19 protein-coding genes and 1 pseudogene are annotated in these 20,129 nt (G+C 66.3%); 12 read left to right on the forward strand and 8 right to left on the reverse strand.

The window, feature by feature from the left end:
- Positions 1–50 precede the first annotated feature (50 nt).
- From ABZS43_RS34085 to polA, 6 genes and pseudogenes are all read left to right on the forward strand, one after another.
- Complete coding sequence (locus ABZS43_RS34085) at positions 51–1,088, forward strand: branched-chain amino acid ABC transporter permease (protein ID WP_355040125.1); 1,038 nt, start codon at positions 51–53, stop codon at positions 1,086–1,088.
- A complete protein-coding gene (locus ABZS43_RS34090; protein ID WP_355040126.1) occupies positions 1,085–2,500 on the forward strand; it encodes a branched-chain amino acid ABC transporter permease in 1,416 nt (471 codons plus the stop codon). Before ABZS43_RS34085 ends, ABZS43_RS34090 begins: the two co-directional genes overlap by 4 nt.
- Positions 2,497–3,450 (forward strand): annotated as a pseudogene (locus tag ABZS43_RS34095) (ABC transporter ATP-binding protein); the annotation flags it as partial. The gene ABZS43_RS34090 and the pseudogene ABZS43_RS34095, both read left to right, overlap by 4 nt.
- 219 nt (positions 3,451–3,669) lie before the next feature.
- Positions 3,670–4,365, forward strand: a complete 696-nt coding sequence (locus ABZS43_RS34100; protein WP_355040157.1) for an ABC transporter ATP-binding protein — start codon at positions 3,670–3,672, stop codon at positions 4,363–4,365.
- 116 nt (positions 4,366–4,481) lie between these two features.
- Entirely contained in the window at positions 4,482–5,492 is a 1,011-nt protein-coding gene (locus ABZS43_RS34105) for a neutral zinc metallopeptidase (RefSeq protein WP_355040158.1), read from the forward strand.
- A gap of 77 nt (positions 5,493–5,569) precedes the next feature.
- A complete protein-coding gene (gene polA / locus ABZS43_RS34110; RefSeq protein ID WP_355040127.1) occupies positions 5,570–8,314 on the forward strand; it encodes a DNA polymerase I in 2,745 nt (914 codons plus the stop codon).
- A gap of 7 nt (positions 8,315–8,321) precedes the next feature.
- Here the strand turns inward: polA and ABZS43_RS34115 are convergent, their stop codons facing one another.
- Positions 8,322–8,924 (reverse strand): TetR/AcrR family transcriptional regulator, encoded by a 603-nt coding sequence (locus ABZS43_RS34115; RefSeq protein ID WP_355040128.1) that lies wholly within the window; start codon positions 8,922–8,924, stop codon positions 8,322–8,324.
- 66 nt (positions 8,925–8,990) lie between these two features.
- On the opposite strand from ABZS43_RS34115, the gene ABZS43_RS34120 reads away from it, so the two are divergent.
- Complete coding sequence (locus ABZS43_RS34120; protein WP_355040129.1) at positions 8,991–10,304, forward strand: DUF3533 domain-containing protein; 1,314 nt, start codon at positions 8,991–8,993, stop codon at positions 10,302–10,304.
- Positions 10,305–10,373: 69 nt separating this feature from the next.
- Here the strand turns inward: ABZS43_RS34120 and ABZS43_RS34125 are convergent, their stop codons facing one another.
- Positions 10,374–10,682: a DUF6191 domain-containing protein gene (locus tag ABZS43_RS34125; protein ID WP_355040130.1), complete on the reverse strand. Its 309-nt coding sequence runs from the start codon at positions 10,680–10,682 to the stop codon at positions 10,374–10,376.
- A gap of 359 nt (positions 10,683–11,041) precedes the next feature.
- Between ABZS43_RS34125 and ABZS43_RS34130 the strand changes: the two genes are divergently transcribed.
- A complete protein-coding gene (locus tag ABZS43_RS34130; RefSeq protein WP_355040131.1) occupies positions 11,042–11,479 on the forward strand; it encodes a 2-keto-3-deoxygluconate kinase in 438 nt (145 codons plus the stop codon).
- 139 nt (positions 11,480–11,618) lie between these two features.
- On the opposite strand, the gene trxA is transcribed toward ABZS43_RS34130, so the two are convergent.
- A complete protein-coding gene (trxA, locus tag ABZS43_RS34135) occupies positions 11,619–11,990 on the reverse strand; it encodes a thioredoxin (RefSeq protein WP_355040132.1) in 372 nt (123 codons plus the stop codon).
- A 50-nt stretch (positions 11,991–12,040) separates the two neighbouring features.
- A complete protein-coding gene (locus ABZS43_RS34140; protein WP_355040133.1) occupies positions 12,041–12,577 on the reverse strand; it encodes a 2'-5' RNA ligase family protein in 537 nt (178 codons plus the stop codon).
- Between the two features lie 70 nt (positions 12,578–12,647).
- Between ABZS43_RS34140 and ABZS43_RS34145 the strand changes: the two genes are divergently transcribed.
- Complete coding sequence (locus tag ABZS43_RS34145; RefSeq protein WP_355040134.1) at positions 12,648–13,742, forward strand: isocitrate/isopropylmalate family dehydrogenase; 1,095 nt, start codon at positions 12,648–12,650, stop codon at positions 13,740–13,742.
- 122 nt (positions 13,743–13,864) lie between these two features.
- Positions 13,865–14,152 (forward strand): CsbD family protein, encoded by a 288-nt coding sequence (locus tag ABZS43_RS34150; protein ID WP_355040135.1) that lies wholly within the window; start codon positions 13,865–13,867, stop codon positions 14,150–14,152.
- 84 nt (positions 14,153–14,236) lie between these two features.
- On the opposite strand, the gene ABZS43_RS34155 is transcribed toward ABZS43_RS34150, so the two are convergent.
- Positions 14,237–14,575 carry a plasmid stabilization protein gene (locus ABZS43_RS34155; protein WP_355040136.1) on the reverse strand — a complete coding sequence of 113 codons (339 nt, stop codon included), beginning with the start codon at positions 14,573–14,575 and terminating at the stop codon, positions 14,237–14,239.
- Positions 14,576–14,750: 175 nt separating this feature from the next.
- Positions 14,751–14,924, reverse strand: a complete 174-nt coding sequence (locus tag ABZS43_RS34160) for a CsbD family protein (protein ID WP_355040137.1) — start codon at positions 14,922–14,924, stop codon at positions 14,751–14,753.
- A gap of 316 nt (positions 14,925–15,240) precedes the next feature.
- Between ABZS43_RS34160 and ABZS43_RS34165 the strand changes: the two genes are divergently transcribed.
- Together ABZS43_RS34165 and ABZS43_RS34170 are read left to right on the forward strand one after the other, a co-directional pair.
- Positions 15,241–15,876 carry a TetR family transcriptional regulator gene (locus ABZS43_RS34165; RefSeq protein ID WP_355040138.1) on the forward strand — a complete coding sequence of 212 codons (636 nt, stop codon included), beginning with the start codon at positions 15,241–15,243 and terminating at the stop codon, positions 15,874–15,876.
- A 288-nt stretch (positions 15,877–16,164) separates the two neighbouring features.
- Entirely contained in the window at positions 16,165–16,764 is a 600-nt protein-coding gene (locus ABZS43_RS34170) for a hypothetical protein (protein WP_355040139.1), read from the forward strand.
- Between the two features lie 47 nt (positions 16,765–16,811).
- Here ABZS43_RS34170 and ABZS43_RS34175 read toward each other — a convergent pair whose 3' ends face one another.
- Both ABZS43_RS34175 and ABZS43_RS34180 read right to left on the reverse strand, forming a co-directional pair.
- Positions 16,812–18,605 (reverse strand): FAD-dependent oxidoreductase, encoded by a 1,794-nt coding sequence (locus ABZS43_RS34175; protein ID WP_355040140.1) that lies wholly within the window; start codon positions 18,603–18,605, stop codon positions 16,812–16,814.
- Complete coding sequence (locus tag ABZS43_RS34180) at positions 18,598–20,031, reverse strand: NAD(P)/FAD-dependent oxidoreductase (RefSeq protein WP_355040141.1); 1,434 nt, start codon at positions 20,029–20,031, stop codon at positions 18,598–18,600. Before ABZS43_RS34180 ends, ABZS43_RS34175 begins: the two co-directional genes overlap by 8 nt.
- Between the last annotated feature and the right edge of the window lie 98 nt (positions 20,032–20,129).

Consider the following 20,129-nt stretch of genomic DNA (forward strand, 5'->3'; position numbering starts at 1 on the left):
CGGGTCCGCGAGGACCCGCACACGCCGTTTGCCCGACGCGAGAGATACGAATGCCTTCAACCGCATCGGTCGCCGTGGCCCTGCTTGCCAACGGGTCGATCGACTTCAATGTCTCCGGGGTGGTGGACCAATTCTGGCGCCTCACCGTGGACGGCCTAACCTACGGGTCGATATATGCCCTTGTCGCCGTGGGTTACACGTTGGTCTACGGCGTGCTGCGACTCATCAACTTTGCCCATTCGGAAATATTCATGCTGGGTATGTTCGGCTCCTACGTGGGGTTGGAATTACTCGGATTCACGCCGAGCGGTGATGTCTACTCCCAGGGTGTGGTGATGACCGTGGTCTTCCTCGGACTCGCCATGCTGTTCGGAATGGCGGTGTCGGGCGCGGCGGCGGTGGGCTTGGAACGCGTCGCCTATCGGCCCTTGCGCAAACGCGGCGCGAAGCCGCTCGCCTTCCTGATCACCGCGATCGGCATGTCGTTCGTCCTCCAGGAATTCGTGCACTACATCCTGCCGAAGATCAAACCCGGACTCGGCGGCACCAACGCGCAGACCGGTATCCGGCTCGTCGATCCCAAGGTGCAGTTCAGTTTTCTCGGCGCCGATGTCACCAACGTGGCGATCGTGATCGTGGTCTCGGCCGTCTTCCTCGCCATCGTGACCGAAGTGCTGATCAACCAGACCAAATTCGGGCGCGGCATTCGCGCCGTCGCCCAGGATCCGGATACCGCGACGCTGATGGGTGTTTCGCGGGAGCGGGTCATCATGCTGACCTTCCTCATCGGCGGTGTGCTCGCGGGCGCCGCCGCGCTGCTCTACACCTTGCGGGTGCCGACCGGCATCATCTACTCCGGTGGATTCATCCTCGGCATCAAGGCATTCAGCGCCGCGGTACTCGGCGGCATCGGCAATCTGCGCGGTGCGCTGCTCGGCGGACTCATACTCGGGGTCGCCGAGCAGTACGGGCAGATCCTGTTCGGCACCGAATGGCGCGATGTGGTCGCGTTCGTCTTGCTGGTCACCGTGCTGATGTTCCGGCCGACCGGCATTCTGGGTGAAAGCCTCGGAAGGGCGCGCGCATGACCGACGTGATCGAACAACCCGCATCGCCGGCGAAAACCGGTCTCGGCGACGCGCTTCGCGACTGGTGGGGCGGATTGTCGCGGCCCGCGCAGTGGGCCGTCGGAATTCCGGCGATCATCGCGCTGGCGCTGCTCCCGCTGTATCCGCCGCCGCTGCTCGACACGCCCGCGGTGAGTTTCGGCGGTGTCATGGCCCAGTTCGCCATGTACGCGCTCATCGCGGTCGGCCTGAATGTGGTTGTCGGCCAGGCGGGTCTGCTCGACCTCGGCTACGTCGGCTTCTACGCGGTCGGCGCCTATACCGTGGGTCTGCTCACCAGTCCGAACAGTCCGTGGAATCAAACCGATGGCGGCTGGCTGACTCCGAGTTGGGCGTGGCTGGCATGCGTGCCGCTGGCGATCGCGGTGACGGCGCTGTCCGGTCTGATCCTCGGCACGCCGACACTGCGACTGCGCGGTGACTACCTCGCGATCGTCACCCTCGGATTCGGCGAGATCGTCCGGTTGCTCGCCGACAATCTCGGCGAAGTCACCAACGGCAGTCTCGGGCTTTCCCAGATCGCCTACCCGCGGCTCGGCGAATCCGAATCCCATCCGGGTGGTGTCTTCTCGCCGGGCAATCTCGGGGATACCAGCAGTTGGAATCCGTTCGTGCGGGCCAATAACGGCACCTGGTGGTTCTGGCTCGGTCTGGTGCTCGTCATCATCGTTCTGCTGATCGTCGGCAATCTGGAGCGCAGCCGCGTCGGCCGCGCCTGGGTCGCGATCCGGGAGGACGAGGACGCCGCGGAGATCATGGGCGTGCCCACCTTCAAATTCAAGCTGTGGGCCTTCACGATCGGCGCGGCCGTCGGCGGCCTGTCCGGCGCGATGTACGCGGGGCAGGTGACCTACGTCAACCCGCGCCAATTCGACATCATCACCTCGATGCTGTTCCTGTGCGCTGTGGTGCTCGGCGGTAAGGGCAACAAACTCGGCGTGATCGTCGGCGCGTTCCTGATCGCCTATCTGCCGTTGCGATTGCAGTCGGTGCAATTGGTCTCCCAGGAGTCCACCGGGTATCTGCTTCTGGCGCTGGACGTGGCCGTATTCATCGGGTTGCTGGTGGCGTGGCGGATCAAGGTGCAGTTTCTGGGCCCGTGGATTCAGCGCGGTGTCATCACCGCGACGGTTCTCACCGGCGTGATGGGATTGCTTCTGCTCGGGAGTGTGCTGTTGTTCCGCAAGGGCGGCGCGCAGTCGCTCGGTGACCTGAAATATCTGTACTTCGGTATCGCACTGGTGGTGATGATGATTCTGCGACCGCAGGGTCTGTTCCCGGCCCGGCAGAAATTGCTGGCCTACGGCAGGCAGGTGTACCGGGCAGTGCGTCGTCCGGCGCAGGAGCCGGTGGCCGTGGGAGCGGGCCGATGACCGGGCCGGGCCCGGGTGGCGCGTTGTTCGACAACGAGGATATGGCGGCGGGTTACGCCGAACAGGAACGGGTGAGCAGCGCGGGGATGGTGGACGTCACCGCGGTGATCCCCGCCCTCGGCGACGCCGAGACCGTCGCCGAAGTCGTCGCGGCACATCGCGATATCGATACCGAGATCGGCGCGCCACTGCTGCGCACCGAGGAGCTGACGGTGCAGTTCGGCGGTCTGACCGCATTGAACAAGGTCAGTTTCGAAATCCGCCGCGGTGAGATCCTCGGACTGATCGGGCCCAACGGCGCGGGTAAGACCACCTGCTTCAACGCCATCACCGGTGTCTATCAACCCGCGTCGGGCGCCGTCTTCTTCGACGGCAAACCGCTGACGAAGACCTCGCGCAACGAGATCACCCGGCTCGGTATCGCCCGGACCTTCCAGAACATCCGGCTCTTCGGCGAGATGACGGCATTGGAGAACGTGGTCGTCGGCACCGACGCCAGGCACCGGACCTCGGTGCCGGGTGCGGTGTTCCGCACGCGGCGGCACCGTCGCGAGGAACACGACGCCATCGAGCGCGGTATGGCGCTGCTCGAATTCGTCGGCATCGCGCCGCACGCGGTGGAGAAGGCGCGCAACCTGTCCTACGGCGATCAGCGCAGACTCGAGATCGCCCGCGCGCTGGCCACCGAGCCGAAGCTGCTCTGCCTGGACGAACCCGCCGCGGGGTTCAATCCCAGTGAGAAGGCGGCGCTGATGGATCTGATCCGCAAGATCCGCGACGACGGCTTCACGGTCCTGCTCATCGAGCACGATATGCGGTTGGTCATGGGCGTGACCGATCGCATCGTCGTCCTGGAATTCGGCAGCAAGATCGCGGACGGACTGCCCGCGGACATCCGCGAGGATCCCACGGTGATCGCGGCCTACCTCGGCGTGCCCGACACCGAGGTAGAGCAGGCCGCCGCCGACGCCGGGATCGAGATCCCCACGCAGAGCGCCGAATCCGAGACCACGGGGCTCTTCTCGGTGGATCAGCCGACGCAGAAGTTGCCGATCGTGCGGCCGGGGCACGGTCCGGAGCCGATGTCGGTGCGTGAGGAACCGACCCCCGGTGGCGCGGGCGCGGCCCGTGACTTCGGTAACGCGCCCGCGCTGCTCGAAGTCGAGAACATGGTCGTCAACTACGGCAGAATCCAAGCGCTGCACGGGATTTCGCTGAAGGTCGCGGAAGGGGAGCTGGTCACCCTGCTCGGCGCGAACGGTGCGGGCAAGACGACGACGATGCGTGCCCTGTCGGGACTGCTGCCGCTCACCGAGGGCCGAATCCTGTTCGAGGGCCGTGACATCACGAAGCTGAAGGCGCACGAGCGAGTGATCGGCGGGCTGATCCAGGCGCCGGAGGGCCGGGGCGTCTTCCCCGGGATGACGGTGCAGGAAAACCTCGATATGGGTTGCTACGGGCGAGGATTCAAGCAGAAGGTCGAGTACTCCCGCACGCTCGAGTGGGTTTTCGAGCTGTTCCCTCGGCTGTCGGAGCGACGCAAACAGGTCGGCGGCACCCTGTCCGGCGGTGAGCAGCAGATGCTGGCCATCGGCCGCTCACTGATGGCGCGGCCGCGCCTGCTGCTGCTCGATGAACCATCGATGGGTTTGGCGCCCATGGTGATTCAGCAGATATTCCGGATCATCAGCGAGATCAACCAACAGGGCACCACCGTGCTGCTGGTCGAGCAGAACGCGCAGCAGGCGCTTGCCCGCAGCGATCGCGCCTACATCCTGGAGACAGGTGAGGTGACCAAAACCGGTACCGGCGGCGAACTGCTGACTGATTCGGCCGTGAAGTCGGCCTACCTCGGCGTGGGCTGAGTGCGAAGGTCCGGCACGCGAACTCGTGCCGGACCCCGCGCCCCGATAGCGGTCGTTACCGCGTCGGGTTCGATATGTGATGCGTTGATCTGCTGGTCAGGGGAATTGTCGTGAACATGCCGCTGACGACGCGGTGGGACCGGATGCGGCGTGGTCGACGATTCCCCGTTCTGGTGGCCTACGGTGTGGTCGGAATTCTGACCGCGGCTGCCCTTGTCGCCACGGGCAGAACCTCCGATCCGAAGGAGATGCGCGGCGCGCACCAGGGTTCCTCGGCCGATGGGGTGCCGGGCTTCCACGGCGCGGTGACCGAAGCGCCGAATCCCGCGGGCGACAGTGCGCCGCCGACCGCGTCAGGGCCGCTGGCGGGTGTAGCGCAGATCGGCGTGGCACCGATCCCGTCGAGCCGAGCGGTGTCGGCGCTGGTCGATCATCCACTCTTCGCCCAGCACATCGGACTCGAGCGGGTCGACTGCGCGCTGCCTCGGTGGCGTGACGACGCGCTGGCGGCGCAGGATTTCTACGAGGCGGCCATCGGCTGCCTCGACGCCTCGTGGGAGCCGACGCTGCGCGGTGCGGGACTGCCGTTCCGCTCACCGCGGGTCCTGGCGCCCGAACAGGTCCGATCGGTGAGCAGTCCGTGCGAGCCGGAACTGTTCGCGATCCGCGAGAGTTCCTATTGCGCGATCGACGAGACGATTGTCCTGCCCTTCGACACGGTGCGGCCGTTGGCCGTCGGTTCGCGCCGCGGCGCGCAGCTGGCGGCCGTCGCCCGCGAATACGGCCATCACATCCAGACCGTCATCGGCCTGACGCGCGCGTACGCGGATAAGCGCGCCGCACTCGGCTGGAATTCGGCGGCGGGCCAGGAACAGGGCAGGCGGTGGGAACTACAGGCCGGATGTTTCTCCGGCATGTTCCTCGGCACCAGCTTCGATCGCGGTGATATCGATGAGCGGACCTGGAACGAGGCCGCGCGGGTGAACCGCGTCGCTGGCGACCGACCAGGCGAACCGCGGGTACACGGCACCGACGCCAATGTCTGGGGCTGGTGGAAATGGGGTTCGGACAAGGGCGACACCTGGGAATGCAATACCTGGTACGCCGCCCGAATGAACGTGGACTGAACGTCCCCGCCGAGCCGGTCCGCCCGCGCGGGTGTCGGCGTATCGCCTTGTCGGTGCCGGTCCCTAGACTCTGGGGCGTGAGTTCACCCACGACTGCGCAGCGTCCAGCCACCGGCTCCGGTTCCAGCGACTCCGCCGGTGGGGACCGGCCGACGCTGCTCCTGCTGGACGGGCATTCGATCGCCTATCGCGCGTTCTTCGCGCTACCGGCGGAGAACTTCAAAACGGTGACGGGGCAGACCACCAACGCGGTCTACGGATTCACCGCGATGTTGATCAACCTGCTGCGCGACGAGAAGCCCTCGCATATCGCCACGGCCTTCGACGTCTCGCGCAAGACCTTCCGCACCGAGGCGTACCCGGAATACAAGGCGAATCGCAGTCAGACGCCCGACGAATTCCGCGGCCAGGTCGAACTCACCAAGGATGTGCTGGGCGCACTCGGCATTCCGGTGATGGCGATCGACGGCTACGAGGCCGACGACGTGATCGCCACGCTCACCACCCGCGCGGTGTCGGAGGGTTTCCGTGTGCTCATCGTCACCGGTGATCGCGATGCGATACAGCTGGTCAACGACGAGGTCACGGTGCTCTACCCGCGCAAGGGCGTCTCCGATCTGACCAGGTTCACCCCGGACGAGGTGATGACCAAATACGGTCTCACCCCGGCCCAATACCCTGATTACGCGGCGCTGCGCGGCGACCCGAGCGATAACCTGCCCGGCATTCCCGGCGTGGGGGAGAAGACCGCCGCGAAGTGGGTGCGCGAGTACGGCGATCTCGCGACGCTGGTCGACAAGGTCGACGAGGTGAAAGGCAAGGTCGGCGACTCGTTGCGGGCCAACCTCAGCAGCGTGGTGCTCAACCGGCAGCTCACCGAGATGGTGCGGGACGTGCCGCTGCCCTACACCCCCGAGCAGCTGGCCCAGCAACCGTGGGACCGCAACAAGATCCACCAGCTGTTCGACGATCTGGAATTCCGGGTACTGCGCGACCGGCTCTTCGAGACTCTCGCCCCGCCGGAGCCCGAGGCCGAGGCAGGTTTCGAAATCAGTGGCGGCGCACTCGAAGTCGGTGCGGTCGCGGACTGGCTCGCCGAGCACGCCACCGCGGGAACGCGTCACGGGGTGTCGGTGGTCGGCACCGGTACCCCGGTCAACGGCGACGTGAAGGCGCTCGCCATCGCCGCCGCCGACGGGGAGAGCGGCTATATCGACGTCACCGTGCTCACACCGGAGGACGAAGCGGCACTCGGCGCCTGGCTGGCCGACGCCGAGGTGCCCAAGGCGCTGCACGAGGCGAAGGCCGCCATGCACGCGCTGCGTGGACGCGGCTGGGCACTGAACGGTCTGACCAGCGACACCGCGCTCGCCGCCTATCTGGTGCGGCCGGGCCAGCGCACCTTCAATCTCGATGATCTCTCGTTGCGATACCTGCACAGGGAATTGCGCGCGGAAACCGACGAGACCCAGCAGCTGTCGCTGCTCGATGACGAGGACACCGTCGACGCGCAGGTGGCGCAGACCGAAATGCTGCGCGCCAGGGCCGTTCTCGATCTGGCCGAGGCGCTCGACGCCGAACTGGCCACGATCGAATCCATCCCGTTGCTCTCCGATATGGAATTGCCACTGCTCGGAGTGCTCGCCACCCTGGAGGACGCGGGCATCGCGGTCGATATCGACCAATTGGAGTCGCTGCAACGCCGATTCGCCGACAAGGTCGCCGACGCGGCCAATGCCGCCTACGGCGTGATCGGCAAGCAGATCAATCTCGGCTCGCCGAAACAGTTGCAGGTGGTGCTGTTCGACGAACTCGATATGCCGAAGACCAAGCGCACCAAGACCGGCTACACCACCGACGCCGACGCGCTGGAATCGCTGTTCGAGAAGACCGAGCATCCGTTCCTGCAGCATCTGCTCGAACACCGTGACGCCACCCGGCTCAAGGTCACCGTGGACGGGCTGCTGAAATCGGTCGCCGAGGACGGACGCGTCCACACGACGTTCAACCAGACGATCGCGGCGACCGGCAGGCTTTCCTCCACCGAGCCCAATCTGCAGAACATCCCCATTCGCACCGATACCGGTCGACAGATCCGTGACACCTTCGTCGTCGGCCCCGGCTACGCGGAATTGATGACCGCCGACTACAGCCAGATCGAAATGCGCATCATGGCGCACCTCTCCGGTGACGAGGGTCTGATCGAGGCATTCAACTCGGGTGAGGATCTGCATACCTTCGTGGCCTCCAAGGCCTTCGACATCCCGATTTCCGAGGTGACCCCCGAAGTGCGGCGCCGGATCAAGGCGATGTCCTACGGTCTGGCCTACGGATTGAGTTCCTACGGTCTCGCGGCCCAGTTGAAGATCAGCACCACCGAGGCGAAGGAGCAGATGGAGGTCTACTTCGATCGTTTCGGCGGTATCCGTGACTACCTCTACGAGGTCGTCGAACAGGCACGCAAGGTCGGCTACACCGAAACCCTCTTCGGCCGCCGCCGGTACCTGCCCGATCTGGACTCGAGCAACAGGCAGCGCCGCGAGTCCGCCGAGCGGATGGCATTGAACGCCCCGATCCAGGGCACCGCGGCCGACATCATCAAGGTGGCGATGATCAACGTGCACCGGGCCGTGCGCGAGGCCGCGTTGCGCTCGCGCATGCTGCTCCAGATCCACGACGAACTCGTCTTCGAAGTCGCCGAGGGCGAAAGGGAGGCGCTGGAAACCCTTGCCCGCGAACAGATGTCCTCGGCCATCGCGCTCTCGGTGCCGCTGGACGTCTCCGTCGGCACCGGCCGCAGCTGGGATTCCGCGGCCCACTAGCTGTCATTCACTCCGGCCGCGGACGCAGGCCGAGCATGACATGGGTGACCGTGTCGTCGAGCCACGCGTCCGCGGCTTCCGGGAACACGAGCCCCGACCCGAGGAAGGTGGCCAGTCCCTGGAGGGCGGCCACGGCGGTCAGGGCGATGCGCCGGGGGTCGCCGGGGATGATCTCGCCGCGCGATTGCCCGTCCGCGATCAGCGCGACCGGTCTGGCGAAGGCGTGGTCGACGGCCCGCGACATCTCGTCGCCCGCGACGGGGCTGTGCCTGCGCGCGAACATGAGTGCGAGCAGTGCTGAATTCTCGGTGGCGAACCGCAGATAGGTGAGCGCCATCGCCCGCATCGGTTCCGCGAATGACTCGCCCGCGGTGAGATTGTCGAACGACGCGCCGAGCCGCTCGAATCCGGCGACCGCGAGTGCGTCGAGTAGCGCCTGCTTATCCCGGAAATGGCGGGTCGGTGCGGCATGGCTGACGCCGACGTCACGGGCGAGTCTTCGCAGTGACAGTCCGTCGACGCCGGACTCGCGCAACGTCGCCTCGGCCCGCTGCAGCAACTCGGCGCGCAGGTCGCCGTGATGATAGGAGCGAGCACGGGTCAGTGACATGGTGAGTGCAGGATAACAAGATGTAGGCATTGACTACTTTGTAGGCACTGCCTACATTCAGTTTCCATGACGGTCAGGATCTTCACCGCCCCGATCGCGCTGCTCTCGGTATTCGCGGCGCTGCTCGCCACCATGTATCTCGGATATGCCAGCAATACGGAGAAGAACCTGCACGACTTCCCGATCGCGCTGGTGAATCAGGATGTGGGCGAGACCGTCGACGGCGCGCCGCAGAATTTCGGAGACCAGATCACCGCCGCCCTCGTCGAACGCGTCCCGTCCGACAAGGTCGACCTCCGGCTTCTCGGAATCTCGGAAGCCCGAGCGCAATTGAAGTCCGGGCGGGTATACGGCGCCATCATCATCCCGTCGGATTTCACCAAGCGTCTGGTGATCCTCGGTGCGGGCGCGGTGGTGCCCGGCGATATGGAACGCCCCGTCATCACCGTGCACACCAACCCGCGCGTCGGCCCCTACGCCACCGGCATCATGCAGCGGATCGCCGACACCGCATTGGATCAGGTCGACGAAACCGTCGGTAAGACTCTCACCGAGCGGGTCGACGCGACCCTCGCGGCGGGTGCGGCCGATCCGGCGAGCGACAAGATCAGCGGTGCGGCCAGGCTGCTGCTCGCCGATCCGATCGACGTCGTCCAAGCGCCGTACCGGCCGATGGGCGACGGCGCGGGCCAGGGATTGATCGCGTTCTTCTACACGTTGATTCTGCTGCTCGCCGGATTCACCGGCGCCATGATCATCCACACCATGGTCGACTCGCTGCTCGGTTTCACCCCCACCGAATACGGCCCGTGGTTCGTGCAGCCACCGGCCACCGGCATCAGCCGATTCCGCACGCTGCTGATCAAATGGGCCGTCATCGGTGTCGCCGCGCCGTTGCTCTCGGGCGTATTCCTGGGCGTCGCACGGCTTTTGGAGGTGCCGCTGCCCGGCGCGCTGCTGCTGTGGCTCTACGGGACACTGGCCATCATCGCGGTCGGTTTCACCGCGCTCGCGGTGCTCGCCACCTTCGGCACCGCCGGTCTGCTCGTCAATCTCATCCTGTTCGTGGTGCTCGGATTGCCTTCCTCGGCCGCGACGGTGCCGCTGGAGGCCGTGCCCGGGTACGTCGCGGTCCTCGCGCGCTTCGAACCGATGCATCAGATCTACCTCGCAGTGCGCGCCATCCTGTTCTTCGACGGCAGCATGGAAGCCGGCCTCTCCCACGGGGTCTGGATGACGATCCTCGGTGTCGCGGTCGGGTTGGTCCTCGGCGCGACGGCGACGATCACCTACGACCGGCGCGGATTGCATCGCACGGCGTCCGGCGGTGAGACGCCGCCGCACCCGATCGTGGCACGGCTGGCAGGCGCCGCGCGATGACGACCCGGTCGCCGCTAGCTGTGTGAGTTCTCTCACCACCGCGTCCTCGACTCGCCGAGCGTGAGAACGCTATTCGGCGCGACGGACCAATCGCGCCCCGCCGGCGCCGAGATCGATCTCGTCGCGGGGCGGTGCGCCGTCGGACGGATCCTCCCGGTGCATCAATGTCGTCTGCCGCTGCTCGAATTCGTGGTGTTTCGCGCCCTGGAACAGGGCTGTGACCTGCTCGAATCCCGCGGCGGCCACGGGTCGGTCGGTGCGCTTCGACCAGGGGAGGAAGCGGCCGCCGGTGACGCGATTCCAGAGCACCTCGGCGAAGGCCAGCGCCACGAGCAGGCAGGCGAGGCCGGGAATTGTCATGGCAACGAGGACGCCCATGTGATCCACGGTACTCGTCGGCCTGTCATCGCCCCGATTCGACGGCGTATAGGTTGAGCTGCGGCGATAGTACGCACGAGTAGCGGAAAACGGGTGCCGGATAAGGTTGCTATCGCGGTCCGATATGCCTATTCTCGATCGCGTGCCGAATCCCGCCCAGAGCCGCAGCGCCGCGCTGACTGTCGCAGACCGCGACAGCGTGGTGCTCCTTTCGCTAACCGCGAAGATGGCACAGGCGCGGCTTCTCGTAGTAGCCCGCCGCAGCGGGGTCTGATTCGGACCGGCCCCCTCGCTGCGGGCCGTTGATTGTTGATGCTGGTCCCCTTCCACCGACATTCTTCGGGAAGACCTCTACTGCAATGACGATCCTCACTCTCGATACGCACACGTTCATCGCCGCCGCCCCCAAGGGCCTGCGCGCGGAGACAACCGGGCTCACCCCGGCGGAATTCTTCGACCGGTATTGCGTGCAGTCCGGTCCGGTCCGGCTCACCGATTGGGCGGGCGCGGGTCATGGCTCGGAATGTACCGCGACATTGGAATTCACCGATCACCTGCGATCGGTCGCCGCTAAGGGGAGTCCGGTCGCCGCGCTCACCTCGGCGCTCTACGACGAGGGTTACCCGGTCGAGATCCTGCAATTCCACCAGCGCCACACCAGCGACGGCACCGCGACATTCGTGCGGTGCGAGTTCAACGGACGGTGTGGCTGGGGGGCTGCCCTCGCCGATGACGGCGGGGAATCGACTGTGCGCGCGATGATTTCGAGTATCAACCGCCTCGGCGCTCGCTCATAGTGCTACCGGCAGTCCAGTGCCGCCGTATCGGTGACGTTCCGATACGGCGGTAGCGATAGACGACGGGCCCGCGAACCACGGAGGTTCGCGGGCCCGTTCTCGGGGATACGAGCCGGGGCTCGCCCGGACCGAGGGCCGATTATTCGGCGCTCGCCTGCTGCTCGGCGAGCTGCTTGCGTACCTCGTCCATATCGAGCGCCTTGACCTGGGTGACCAGATCCTCCAGTGCGGCCGGCGGGAGGGCGCCCGGCTGGGCGAAGACCAGCACGCCCTCGCGGAACGCCATGATGGTCGGGATGGAGCGGATGTTCGCCGCGGCGGCCAAACTCTGCTCCGCCTCCGTGTCGACCTTGCCGTGCACCACATCGGGGTGCTGGTTGGAGGAGGCCTCGAAGGTGGGGGCGAAACTGCGGCACGGACCGCACCAAGAGGCCCAGAAATCGACGAGTACCACGTCGTTTCCGGTGACTATCTCATCGAAATTCTTTTGGGTCAGCGTCTGGGTGGCCATGACGTCCTCTCGTTTCGGGTGTCGCCAGTTTCCAACGCCCGGCTCGCTATTTATCTTCCATGTTCCTCACCGCGTGCCGCGACCTGCCACGCACGCCGCGAATCGCCGTCCCAACGCCGTATACCCACCACGGTGGCCGGGAAATCACGATCGTGTGCGACGGCATTGACGGCCTCGCCGAGTGACGGGATCGGGATCCGGCGAGCGAGGGTGACGTGCGGGGTCCATCCGTCGGGACGCACAGTGGCGGGAACGCCGGGACACGGCGCGACCACGCGGTAGATCTGTCGCTGGAGTGCGAGCAACGGTTCGGTCGGCACGACCAGTCGGACCAGGATCGGGTGTCGCTTCCCGAAAATCAGCAGCCCGCCGAGCCGCACCGGGATGGGCTGGAAGTGCTGTTCGTCCAGGGTGCGGTCGATACGCGGCCAGATCTGTCTCGCCACTGCGACGGTGATATGCGGCCGATTGGTCTCGGCGGTATGCGCGGCCCGGCTCGTGACGCCCGCCTGCGCAAGTAATTCCCACTGCCGCCGGATCTCGGCATCGGCCGCGTCGTCCAGCAGCAATTCGACCGACTGCACCATGGTCTCCAGAAACTAGCCGTCCCGGCGTGTCCGCGGGCCGGTTCGCCGCGTATCGGCCGCAGAAGGCAGGATGACCTGGGTGAAGGATGTGAGTGAACCGCTACGGCTCGGCCTGATCGAGGGGGACGGCATCGGTCCCGAGGTGGTCCGCGCCACCCGATCGGCGGTGGACGAGGCACTGCTCGCGGTGGGTGCGCCGCCGATCGAATGGGTGTCGCTGCTCATCAGGCACCAGGCCATCGAGGAATACGGCGATCCGATGCCGGAACAGACGCTGCGGGCGCTCGACGAGCTCGATGCCTGGATTCTCGGACCGCACGACAATGTCTCTTATCCGGCCGAATATCGACGAGGCGTCGCGCCCGGCGGCGCTATTCGCAAACATTTCGGCCTGTACGCGAATATCCGTCCGGCCAGGGCATTCACCGGCGTGCGTGCGCTCGCGCCCGATATCGATCTGGTGATCGTGCGGGAGAACAGCGAGGGTTTCTACGCCGATCGCAATATGTTCGCCGGATCGGGGGAGTTCCGGCCGACACCGGATGTCGCGATGGCCGTCGGCGTGGTGACTCGCCGGGCCTGCGAACTGATCGCACACGAGGCGTTCCGGCTCGCCGCCACCCGCCGCAAGCGGGTCACCATCGTGCACAAGGCCAATGTGCTGCCGATGACCATGGGGCTGTTCCGCGATGTCTGCTTCGACATCGCGCATTCCTATCCCGGTGTGGAGGTTCTGGACGAACACGTCGACGCCACCGCCGCGCATCTGGTCCGCGCGCCGGGCGATTTCGACGTACTGGTCACCGAGAATCTCTTCGGTGACATCCTTTCCGATCTGGCGGGCGAACTGAGCGGATCCCTCGGCACGGCAGCCTCGCTGAATTGTTCGGCCACCAGGGCCATGGCGCAGGCGGTGCACGGAGCGGCCCCCACGATCGCCGGGCACAATCGCGCCAACCCGGTCGCGTTGCAGCTGTCCGCGGCCATGCTGCTGCACTGGCTCGGCACCCGCGACGGCAATGCCCGGCTCGGGCACGCCGGTGAGCGGATCGAACATGCCGTCGCCTCCGCCTTCGCGTCGGGTATCGCCACCGCTGATCTCGGCGGCTCGGCGTCGACGAGCGAATTCACCGAACAGGTGTGCGCCAGGGTTCATCGCCGATAGCCGCGTGCGATCGGGATCGATGGTGACCCCGATCACCCCCGCTCGCCGCATCCGCCCAGGTAGTCGACGGTTTCCAGCGGGCTCGGTCGACCCTTCGCAGGTTTGGACGCTTCGGACCGGGTATGCGCCCGAATGTAAGCCGATTCCGAGACTCGGAGGTAAATGTGCCTGAGCATGCGAGCGGACCCCGTGAAGCCGTCGAAGGCGTGATCGAGGACATCAAGGGTCGTGCCAAGGAGGCGGCGGGCGCCGTCGCCGGCGACCGTGATCTGAAGGAAGAAGGCAGGGCCCAGCAGGACAAGGCCGAATCGCAGCGTGACGCGGCCCGCAAGGAAGCCGAGGCCGAATCCGCGCGTGCCGCCGCCGACCTGAACGAAGCCAGGCAGGCCGCCAAGCAGAAGGACAACTGACCGGATATCAAAAATGGGATGCGAGCCGAATCGGCTCGCATCCCATTTTTCGTGTCACCGAGAATTCCGGCTACGGTGACGCGCTCACGATGCCTTCTTGCGTTTCAGAGCGGAAGCCAGTTGGCTCTTGTTCATTGTCGAGCGGCCCTCGATATTGCGTTGCCGCGCCTCGTTGTACAGCTGATCTCGGGTGGGACCTTTCGGCCCGTCGCGCCCCGATCGCTGACCGCCGCGTTGCTGCGGCGACTTGTCCTGCACCGATGTGCGGCTGGCGGTTCTCGTCTGGCCCGCTTGGGCGCGATTCTTGTTCACTGTCCGTGCGGCGACTTCCTTCGCCCGTTCAGTGCTCGCACCCTGGTCTTTCTCGGAATCCCTGATGTGTTCGTACTGCCGTTCCTGTTTATCGGTCCATTCCTTCGGCATTTCGCACCTCCTCCATCGGCGGATACCCGGTGCCTGCCCGCGGAACCCGGGCTGATCGGAACCGGGCGGCCGAATGTGAGCCGATGGCATATACGCGGCCCGGCATAGAAAAAGGGCGAGCGGGTCCGAGCCCCTTGGGCCGGTACCCGCTCGCCGCGGATGTCATCGGAAGGCGTCAGTGGCGGAATGCGTCCTTGACCTTCTCGCCCGCGTCCTTCAGGTTGGATTTGACCTGGTCGGCCTTGCCTTCGTTCTTCTTCTGGTTGTCGCCGGTGGCCTGGCCGTACTTCTCTTTCGCCTGGCCCGCGATGTCGTCGGCCTTGTTCTTCGCCTTGTCGGTGGTGCTCATGAAGATCCCTTTCCTGAGGCGGAACCGGTAATTGCTATCGACCGGTCTCTTACCGCATAGCCCGGTTCGGCGAGTGCAAACATCCGCGCGGCGTCACGGGTGGCCCTGCGGGTGGGAAATCAGGTCGTCGGCCGATCCAGATCCGGCGCGCGAGCCACCAGCGCGCTTGCCGTCCTGCCGACACCCCGTGCCTGCGCGGCGTCGTCATCGGAACCGACTGATGTCATGCGGCTGCCGAACGGCCGGGGGGATTCCCACGGGTCGGAATTCGCTCAGAGTAATGCGGTTACTGAGGGCGCCGGTTTAGGGTGAGAACGTGAGCCGGGAACGTGACGAGGCGATATCCGAGCAGATCATCGGCGTGGTGCTCGAGTTGCTCGAGTCCGACGGGTACGACGCCGTCCAACTCAGGGAGGTGGCGAAGCGCGCTCATATGTCGTTGGCGACGGTCTACAAACATTTCGCCACGAGAGACGCGTTACTCGTCGCCGCTGTCCGGCGCTGGATGGAGATCAACACCTACGCGGCGGTGACCCCGCCCGCCGCGAGCGAAACCCTGTACGACGGGGTGATGCGCCTGCTGACGTATGTTTTCGAGCCGTGGGAGGACCACCCCAAGATGCTCGAGGCCTACTACCGCACGCGTCGCGGAGCGGGCGGGGAAAGCTTGGATACGCAGGGAGTGATCGCGATCATGCCGATCGCGATTCCGCTATTCAAAGGTGCTGATCCGCGCTATGCGGAGGACGTCGGCGTGGTCCTGGCAAATATGTCGTACGCCCTGATCGGCCGTTTCGTCGACAAGAATATCGAGATCACCGAGATACTGCCCACGCTCGAACGTGCGGTGTTCCGGCTGACCAGCGACAATGCGGCTACCGCGGAGGCTGCGCGCTCGGGGGTGGAGACCCATGAGATCGACCCCAACTACTCCTCGCCGTTCAACCACTAGCGGAAGCGCCCAGCTACCACCCCGCAATATGTGATATGTATCACACATGTGACTTCGGCAACCCCTGGTCTCGCGCCGATAACGCGGTTACTGTGGGCTTCGACAGGCTCCCGAGGGAGCGCGGTGCACCCCCAGTCCGGTACCGCGCACACGTCCTCGGCCTGACACCCGAGCTGAGCCGCGACCGCGGCGCGGACTTTCGCTGCCTCGTTACCGTGCGAAGGTCGCTGCGCGTGAACGGCTCAGGTGACAGGTCTGTCGTGATTCGCACAGAACGGAATGAGAATTATGGTTCGACACTCCGCAAACTCCCTCGACCGTCGCGTCGGCTTCCGATCCGTTGCCCTCTGGCGGGCCGATGCCATCCGGCGTCCCCTGCGCAGCAGACTTGTCGTCATCGCCCCATCGGCCCGCGACGCGGTGCGCCGGTTGGGGGGATGGTTGTTCGATATGACCACCGCCGGATGGGAGGTCACGGTGGCTGTCGCCGACCACAGCGACATTCGTTCGTTGGAAATCCTCGGCGTCCTCGTCGTCGATCTCGAGCAGATGCTGGCGATGCCGCTGCACGAGTCGAATATCGACACCCTCGCCGTCGCGACCGGAAGCTACCGGTCCGACGACCGGGTTCGCGACGGTGTGCTCGAGTGTGTGAACCGGGGCGGCGTCAGGACGATGTTCTGGGGTGCGGACCTCCCGAGGGAATTCGACGGCGCGGCCGAGTCGGCGCGGCACCGGGTGAGTGTGGCGGGCCGCGCGTTCACGGCGTGCGCGCTGCGCGCGGCCGGTCTCGCCGCCGAGGTCACCGCCACCACCGAAACACTGTGGACCGCACAGGTTCCGGCGCGCGACGTGCGTCAGCTCACGGCTCTGCTTTCCGCCAGCTAGTGCCGCGCCCGTAGGTCATATCCTGGTCGACCGGCGATCCGCCGGGCTCATCCCTCCAGTAGGTGGGGAAGCCCGGCGCGGAACCGGTCGGCGTCGATGCGTTTGGCCGGCTCGAATATCGGCAGCGCGACCAGCGGGAAGATCGCCGCGCGCTCGGACGGGTCGTCGGCGGCGTCGAGTATCGCGTTGGCCGCGGCCCGGCCGGATTCGTTCGCGCTTTCCATCGTGGCCAGGTCGATATGGCTGCGAACGTGGTCGCCACCGAAGAACAGATTCGGGATGGCGCAGTGGGCTTCGGGGCGGTGATCGTAGGAGCCGACCGTATTGACCAGCAGCGGTGTCGCGTTATGGGTTCGTCCGCCGGACCAGGTGACGCCGGGATCGAGGTGCCAGGAGTGGATATCCTCGCGCCGCAACCACCCGGTTCCGGTGTTGAGCCACTCCGAGAGCTGGGCCCAGACCTCGGCGGACACTTCGGTGGCCGTGCACTGTTTGGCAGGTCGGTTGTAGAGGATTCCCGGTGAATCCCAGTCGGAGATGTCCACGGACAGGCATTCGCGGACCGTGCCGTCACCGTATCGGGAGGCGAAATCACCGACCCACATCGGCGCCTGGCGCAGCGCGGTGAGCGCCCACGGCGTGCCGAGTGCGGCGATATGGCCCTCGGGGATCTCGGTCGGCGTCGTGAGGTAGTACTGGATGCCGACCATCCAATCGGTCTGGAGTTCGCGCATACCCGCCAACCGTGGATCGGCGTCGAGGATATCGTCGCCGAGCAGGTCGACGGCCCGGTCGACCGGCATCGCGCAGACGAACCAGTCGGCGGTCACGGTGGTCGCCGCGCCGCGGGAGTCGACGACGGTGGCCGAGTCGATCCGGCCGTCGCGCAGCCGCAGGGCGGTGGCCTTCTGATCCAGGACGAAACGGACCCCGCGCGAGCCGAGGTAGGCGACCCATGGATCGATCCAGGCTTCGTTGGTCGGTCGGTTGAGAATTCGATCGACGCCGCCGGAGAACTGGGGGATGAGCCCGGTCGCCGCGAGGACGAGCGCCTCGCCGATGGTGCCGATGGTGCGCGCGGAACTCAGATGCGGTTTGGCCGCCACGGTGATGCGGGTCAGCGCGTTGACGAGGTAGTCCTGATACGCGCGCGACTTACCCGGCGCGTGCATGATCTGTTCCCAGGTGACGTATTCCCACTGCCCGAAGCGGCGTTCGGGGCTGGAGGTGAACCACACCGTCATCTGCTTGGCGAAGAACGCGAGTTCGGTGGGCGGCAATTCGGGGATGAAACCGAATGCGCCGATAATGCTGTTCTGCAACAGTTCCGGTGTCAGCTGGTCGAGCGATCCGGCCTCTACCGGCGCGAAAATTGGCGGCCTGCCCCGGAATCCGGCGACCGCGCCCTCGACCCGGACCAAATTGTCGGCGACGCCGTTCGGATTGCCGGGGAAGGGGATTCGGGCCATTGTATCCGGAACATGTTGGTAGCAACCGGGAAAGAAGCGGAAGCCGTGCTCGCCGGGCAGGTCGAGCCTGCCGTCGACACCGGTGTTCGGAACGCCCATGCTGCGCGCTTTGCCGCCGAGATAGTCCGGTTCGTAGACGGTGACGTCGTAACCGCGTTCGATGAGTTCGTGCGCGGCGCTGAGCCCGGCCATCCCGCCGCCGAGAATCGCCACCGTCCGACCCCCGGTACGCAGGGCGGGGGTGCGCCGCGGCGCGTCCGCGCCAGCGGGTGCGCCGAACAGGGGTGTCGCGGACAATGCGGCGCCGGTCAGCGCGGCGCCTGCCAAAGCGCCGCGCAGCAGGTCTCGTCTGCCGATAGAGGGGTTATACACGGTGATCTCCTGGGCAATTGGTGGCGGGACGGGCAGTGGGGAGGGTGGAGGTCTGCGCGCCCGGCGGGGGACTGGCCCGGTATCCGACGTGGAGAGTTCGCCGGGATTCCAGCCAGTCGGCGGCGGTGTCGCGTACTTCGCGCGCGGTGTCGCGCACCACGGCGACCGGATGGGCGCGCGAACGCCACAGGGCCCGCATCGACAGCGATACCGCCTCGAACGGTGTGAACAGCTCGACCGGCTCTCTGATGCGCGAGAAGATATCGGTGGTCGCCGAGGCGAGGACCGGGTCCTCGGCGGCCGTGCGGTAGAGCTCGATCTCCCACGGCCGCATGGCTTCTCCCCTGGCCAGGCGATTGGTCCACTGGTAGAGGCCCTTGCATTCGCGGACGCGTAACCGCTCCCAGTCGCGCAGTGCGACGTCGAGTGCGGCCGGCTCGTCGAGCACCGGCGCGACCCGTTCGCCCAGGATGCGCCCGTACCGCAGCGCGTCGCGGATGCCCTGGGCTGTGATCGGGTCCTTGAAATGTCCCGCGTCGCCCGCCAGTGCCCATCCGGGGCCGGAGGAATGGCGGAAGTAGGAGGACAGATTCGTCGCCGATCGCACGCGGCCGACCCGCGTCGACCCGCGCAAGCGCTCGGTGAGGCCGGGAATGCGCTCGATGGCCTCCGTGTAGCGCCGTTCGGCCTCGCCCGGTCGCAGCGGTCCCGGCTGGGCGGGCGGCTGAACCAGGCTCAGGACGAGATCGTCGTCGCAGGGGAACGCGGTGCCCAGATCGGCGCCCTCCCGCCACTGCGCCGCGATGCGACGGTGCGCGGTGTCGCCGTCGCGCCAGTAGGCGAAATAGCAGTCGCGCCCACTTCGCTTGTCCGCGAACGGTTCCTGTGCTCCGACCAGCTGTGCCACGGTACTGCGCCGTCCGTCGGCGCCGACCACGAGCGCGGCCCGCAGTTCGCGTAGTTCGCCGCCCGGGTCGCGATAGCGCACCCCTCGGCATCGGCCCTGTTCCCAGATCAGTTCCAGGACACGGCATTTCTCGCGCACCTCGACGCCGGCCGCCGCCGCGGTGTCGACCAACGCGGCGTCGAGTCGGATGCGGCGCACGCATATCGAGTAGTCGATTCCGTCTATGGGGGTGAACGGCGTCGTCACCTGGTAGCCCGCGCCGACGGCCAATGCCGTCGTCAGGTGCGGTGCGCCGACCTCCTCGACCCGCGCCAGGGCGCCGAGCCGCCGGAGTTCGGCCACGCCCGCGGGCCACAGCAGGTGGGTGGACAACGTGTCGGACGGGAAAGAAGCGCTGTCCAGGGCGATGACCTGACGGCCTGCGCGGGCGAGCGCGATGGCGGTGGCGGAGCCTGCGCAGCGCGCGCCGACCACGACGACTTCGGTGTCCTCGACGGCCGCAATGGGGGAATCGTTCATCGTGATCGCCTCGGTCGAGTCGTATCGGACACTATGTCCGATACATGGTGTTTCGGCACCCGCCGAATGTCAACGGCGAAACGGTCACGGCACAATGG

Origin of the sequence: Nocardia sp. NPDC005366 (genome assembly GCF_040606855.1) — a bacterium.
Taxonomy (GTDB): Bacteria; Actinomycetota; Actinomycetes; order Mycobacteriales; family Mycobacteriaceae; genus Nocardia.

Excerpts from the sequence above, each read along its gene's own strand:
- ABZS43_RS34085 (WP_355040125.1), top strand. The coding sequence starts at position 51 with ATGCCTTCAACCGCATCGGTCGCCGTGGCCCTGCTTGCCAACGGGTCG.
- ABZS43_RS34090 (WP_355040126.1), top strand. The coding sequence starts at position 1,085 with ATGACCGACGTGATCGAACAACCCGCATCGCCGGCGAAAACCGGTCTC.
- ABZS43_RS34100 (WP_355040157.1), top strand. The coding sequence starts at position 3,670 with ATGGTCGTCAACTACGGCAGAATCCAAGCGCTGCACGGGATTTCGCTG.
- ABZS43_RS34105 (WP_355040158.1), top strand. The coding sequence starts at position 4,482 with ATGCCGCTGACGACGCGGTGGGACCGGATGCGGCGTGGTCGACGATTC.
- ABZS43_RS34115 (WP_355040128.1), bottom strand. The coding sequence starts at position 8,924 with ATGTCACTGACCCGTGCTCGCTCCTATCATCACGGCGACCTGCGCGCC.
- ABZS43_RS34120 (WP_355040129.1), top strand. The coding sequence starts at position 8,991 with ATGACGGTCAGGATCTTCACCGCCCCGATCGCGCTGCTCTCGGTATTC.
- ABZS43_RS34125 (WP_355040130.1), bottom strand. The coding sequence starts at position 10,682 with ATGGGCGTCCTCGTTGCCATGACAATTCCCGGCCTCGCCTGCCTGCTC.
- ABZS43_RS34130 (WP_355040131.1), top strand. The coding sequence starts at position 11,042 with ATGACGATCCTCACTCTCGATACGCACACGTTCATCGCCGCCGCCCCC.
- trxA (WP_355040132.1), bottom strand. The coding sequence starts at position 11,990 with ATGGCCACCCAGACGCTGACCCAAAAGAATTTCGATGAGATAGTCACC.
- ABZS43_RS34140 (WP_355040133.1), bottom strand. The coding sequence starts at position 12,577 with ATGGTGCAGTCGGTCGAATTGCTGCTGGACGACGCGGCCGATGCCGAG.
- ABZS43_RS34145 (WP_355040134.1), top strand. The coding sequence starts at position 12,648 with ATGACCTGGGTGAAGGATGTGAGTGAACCGCTACGGCTCGGCCTGATC.
- ABZS43_RS34150 (WP_355040135.1), top strand. The coding sequence starts at position 13,865 with ATGCGCCCGAATGTAAGCCGATTCCGAGACTCGGAGGTAAATGTGCCT.
- ABZS43_RS34155 (WP_355040136.1), bottom strand. The coding sequence starts at position 14,575 with ATGCCGAAGGAATGGACCGATAAACAGGAACGGCAGTACGAACACATC.
- ABZS43_RS34160 (WP_355040137.1), bottom strand. The coding sequence starts at position 14,924 with ATGAGCACCACCGACAAGGCGAAGAACAAGGCCGACGACATCGCGGGC.
- ABZS43_RS34170 (WP_355040139.1), top strand. The coding sequence starts at position 16,165 with ATGGTTCGACACTCCGCAAACTCCCTCGACCGTCGCGTCGGCTTCCGA.
- ABZS43_RS34180 (WP_355040141.1), bottom strand. The coding sequence starts at position 20,031 with ATGAACGATTCCCCCATTGCGGCCGTCGAGGACACCGAAGTCGTCGTG.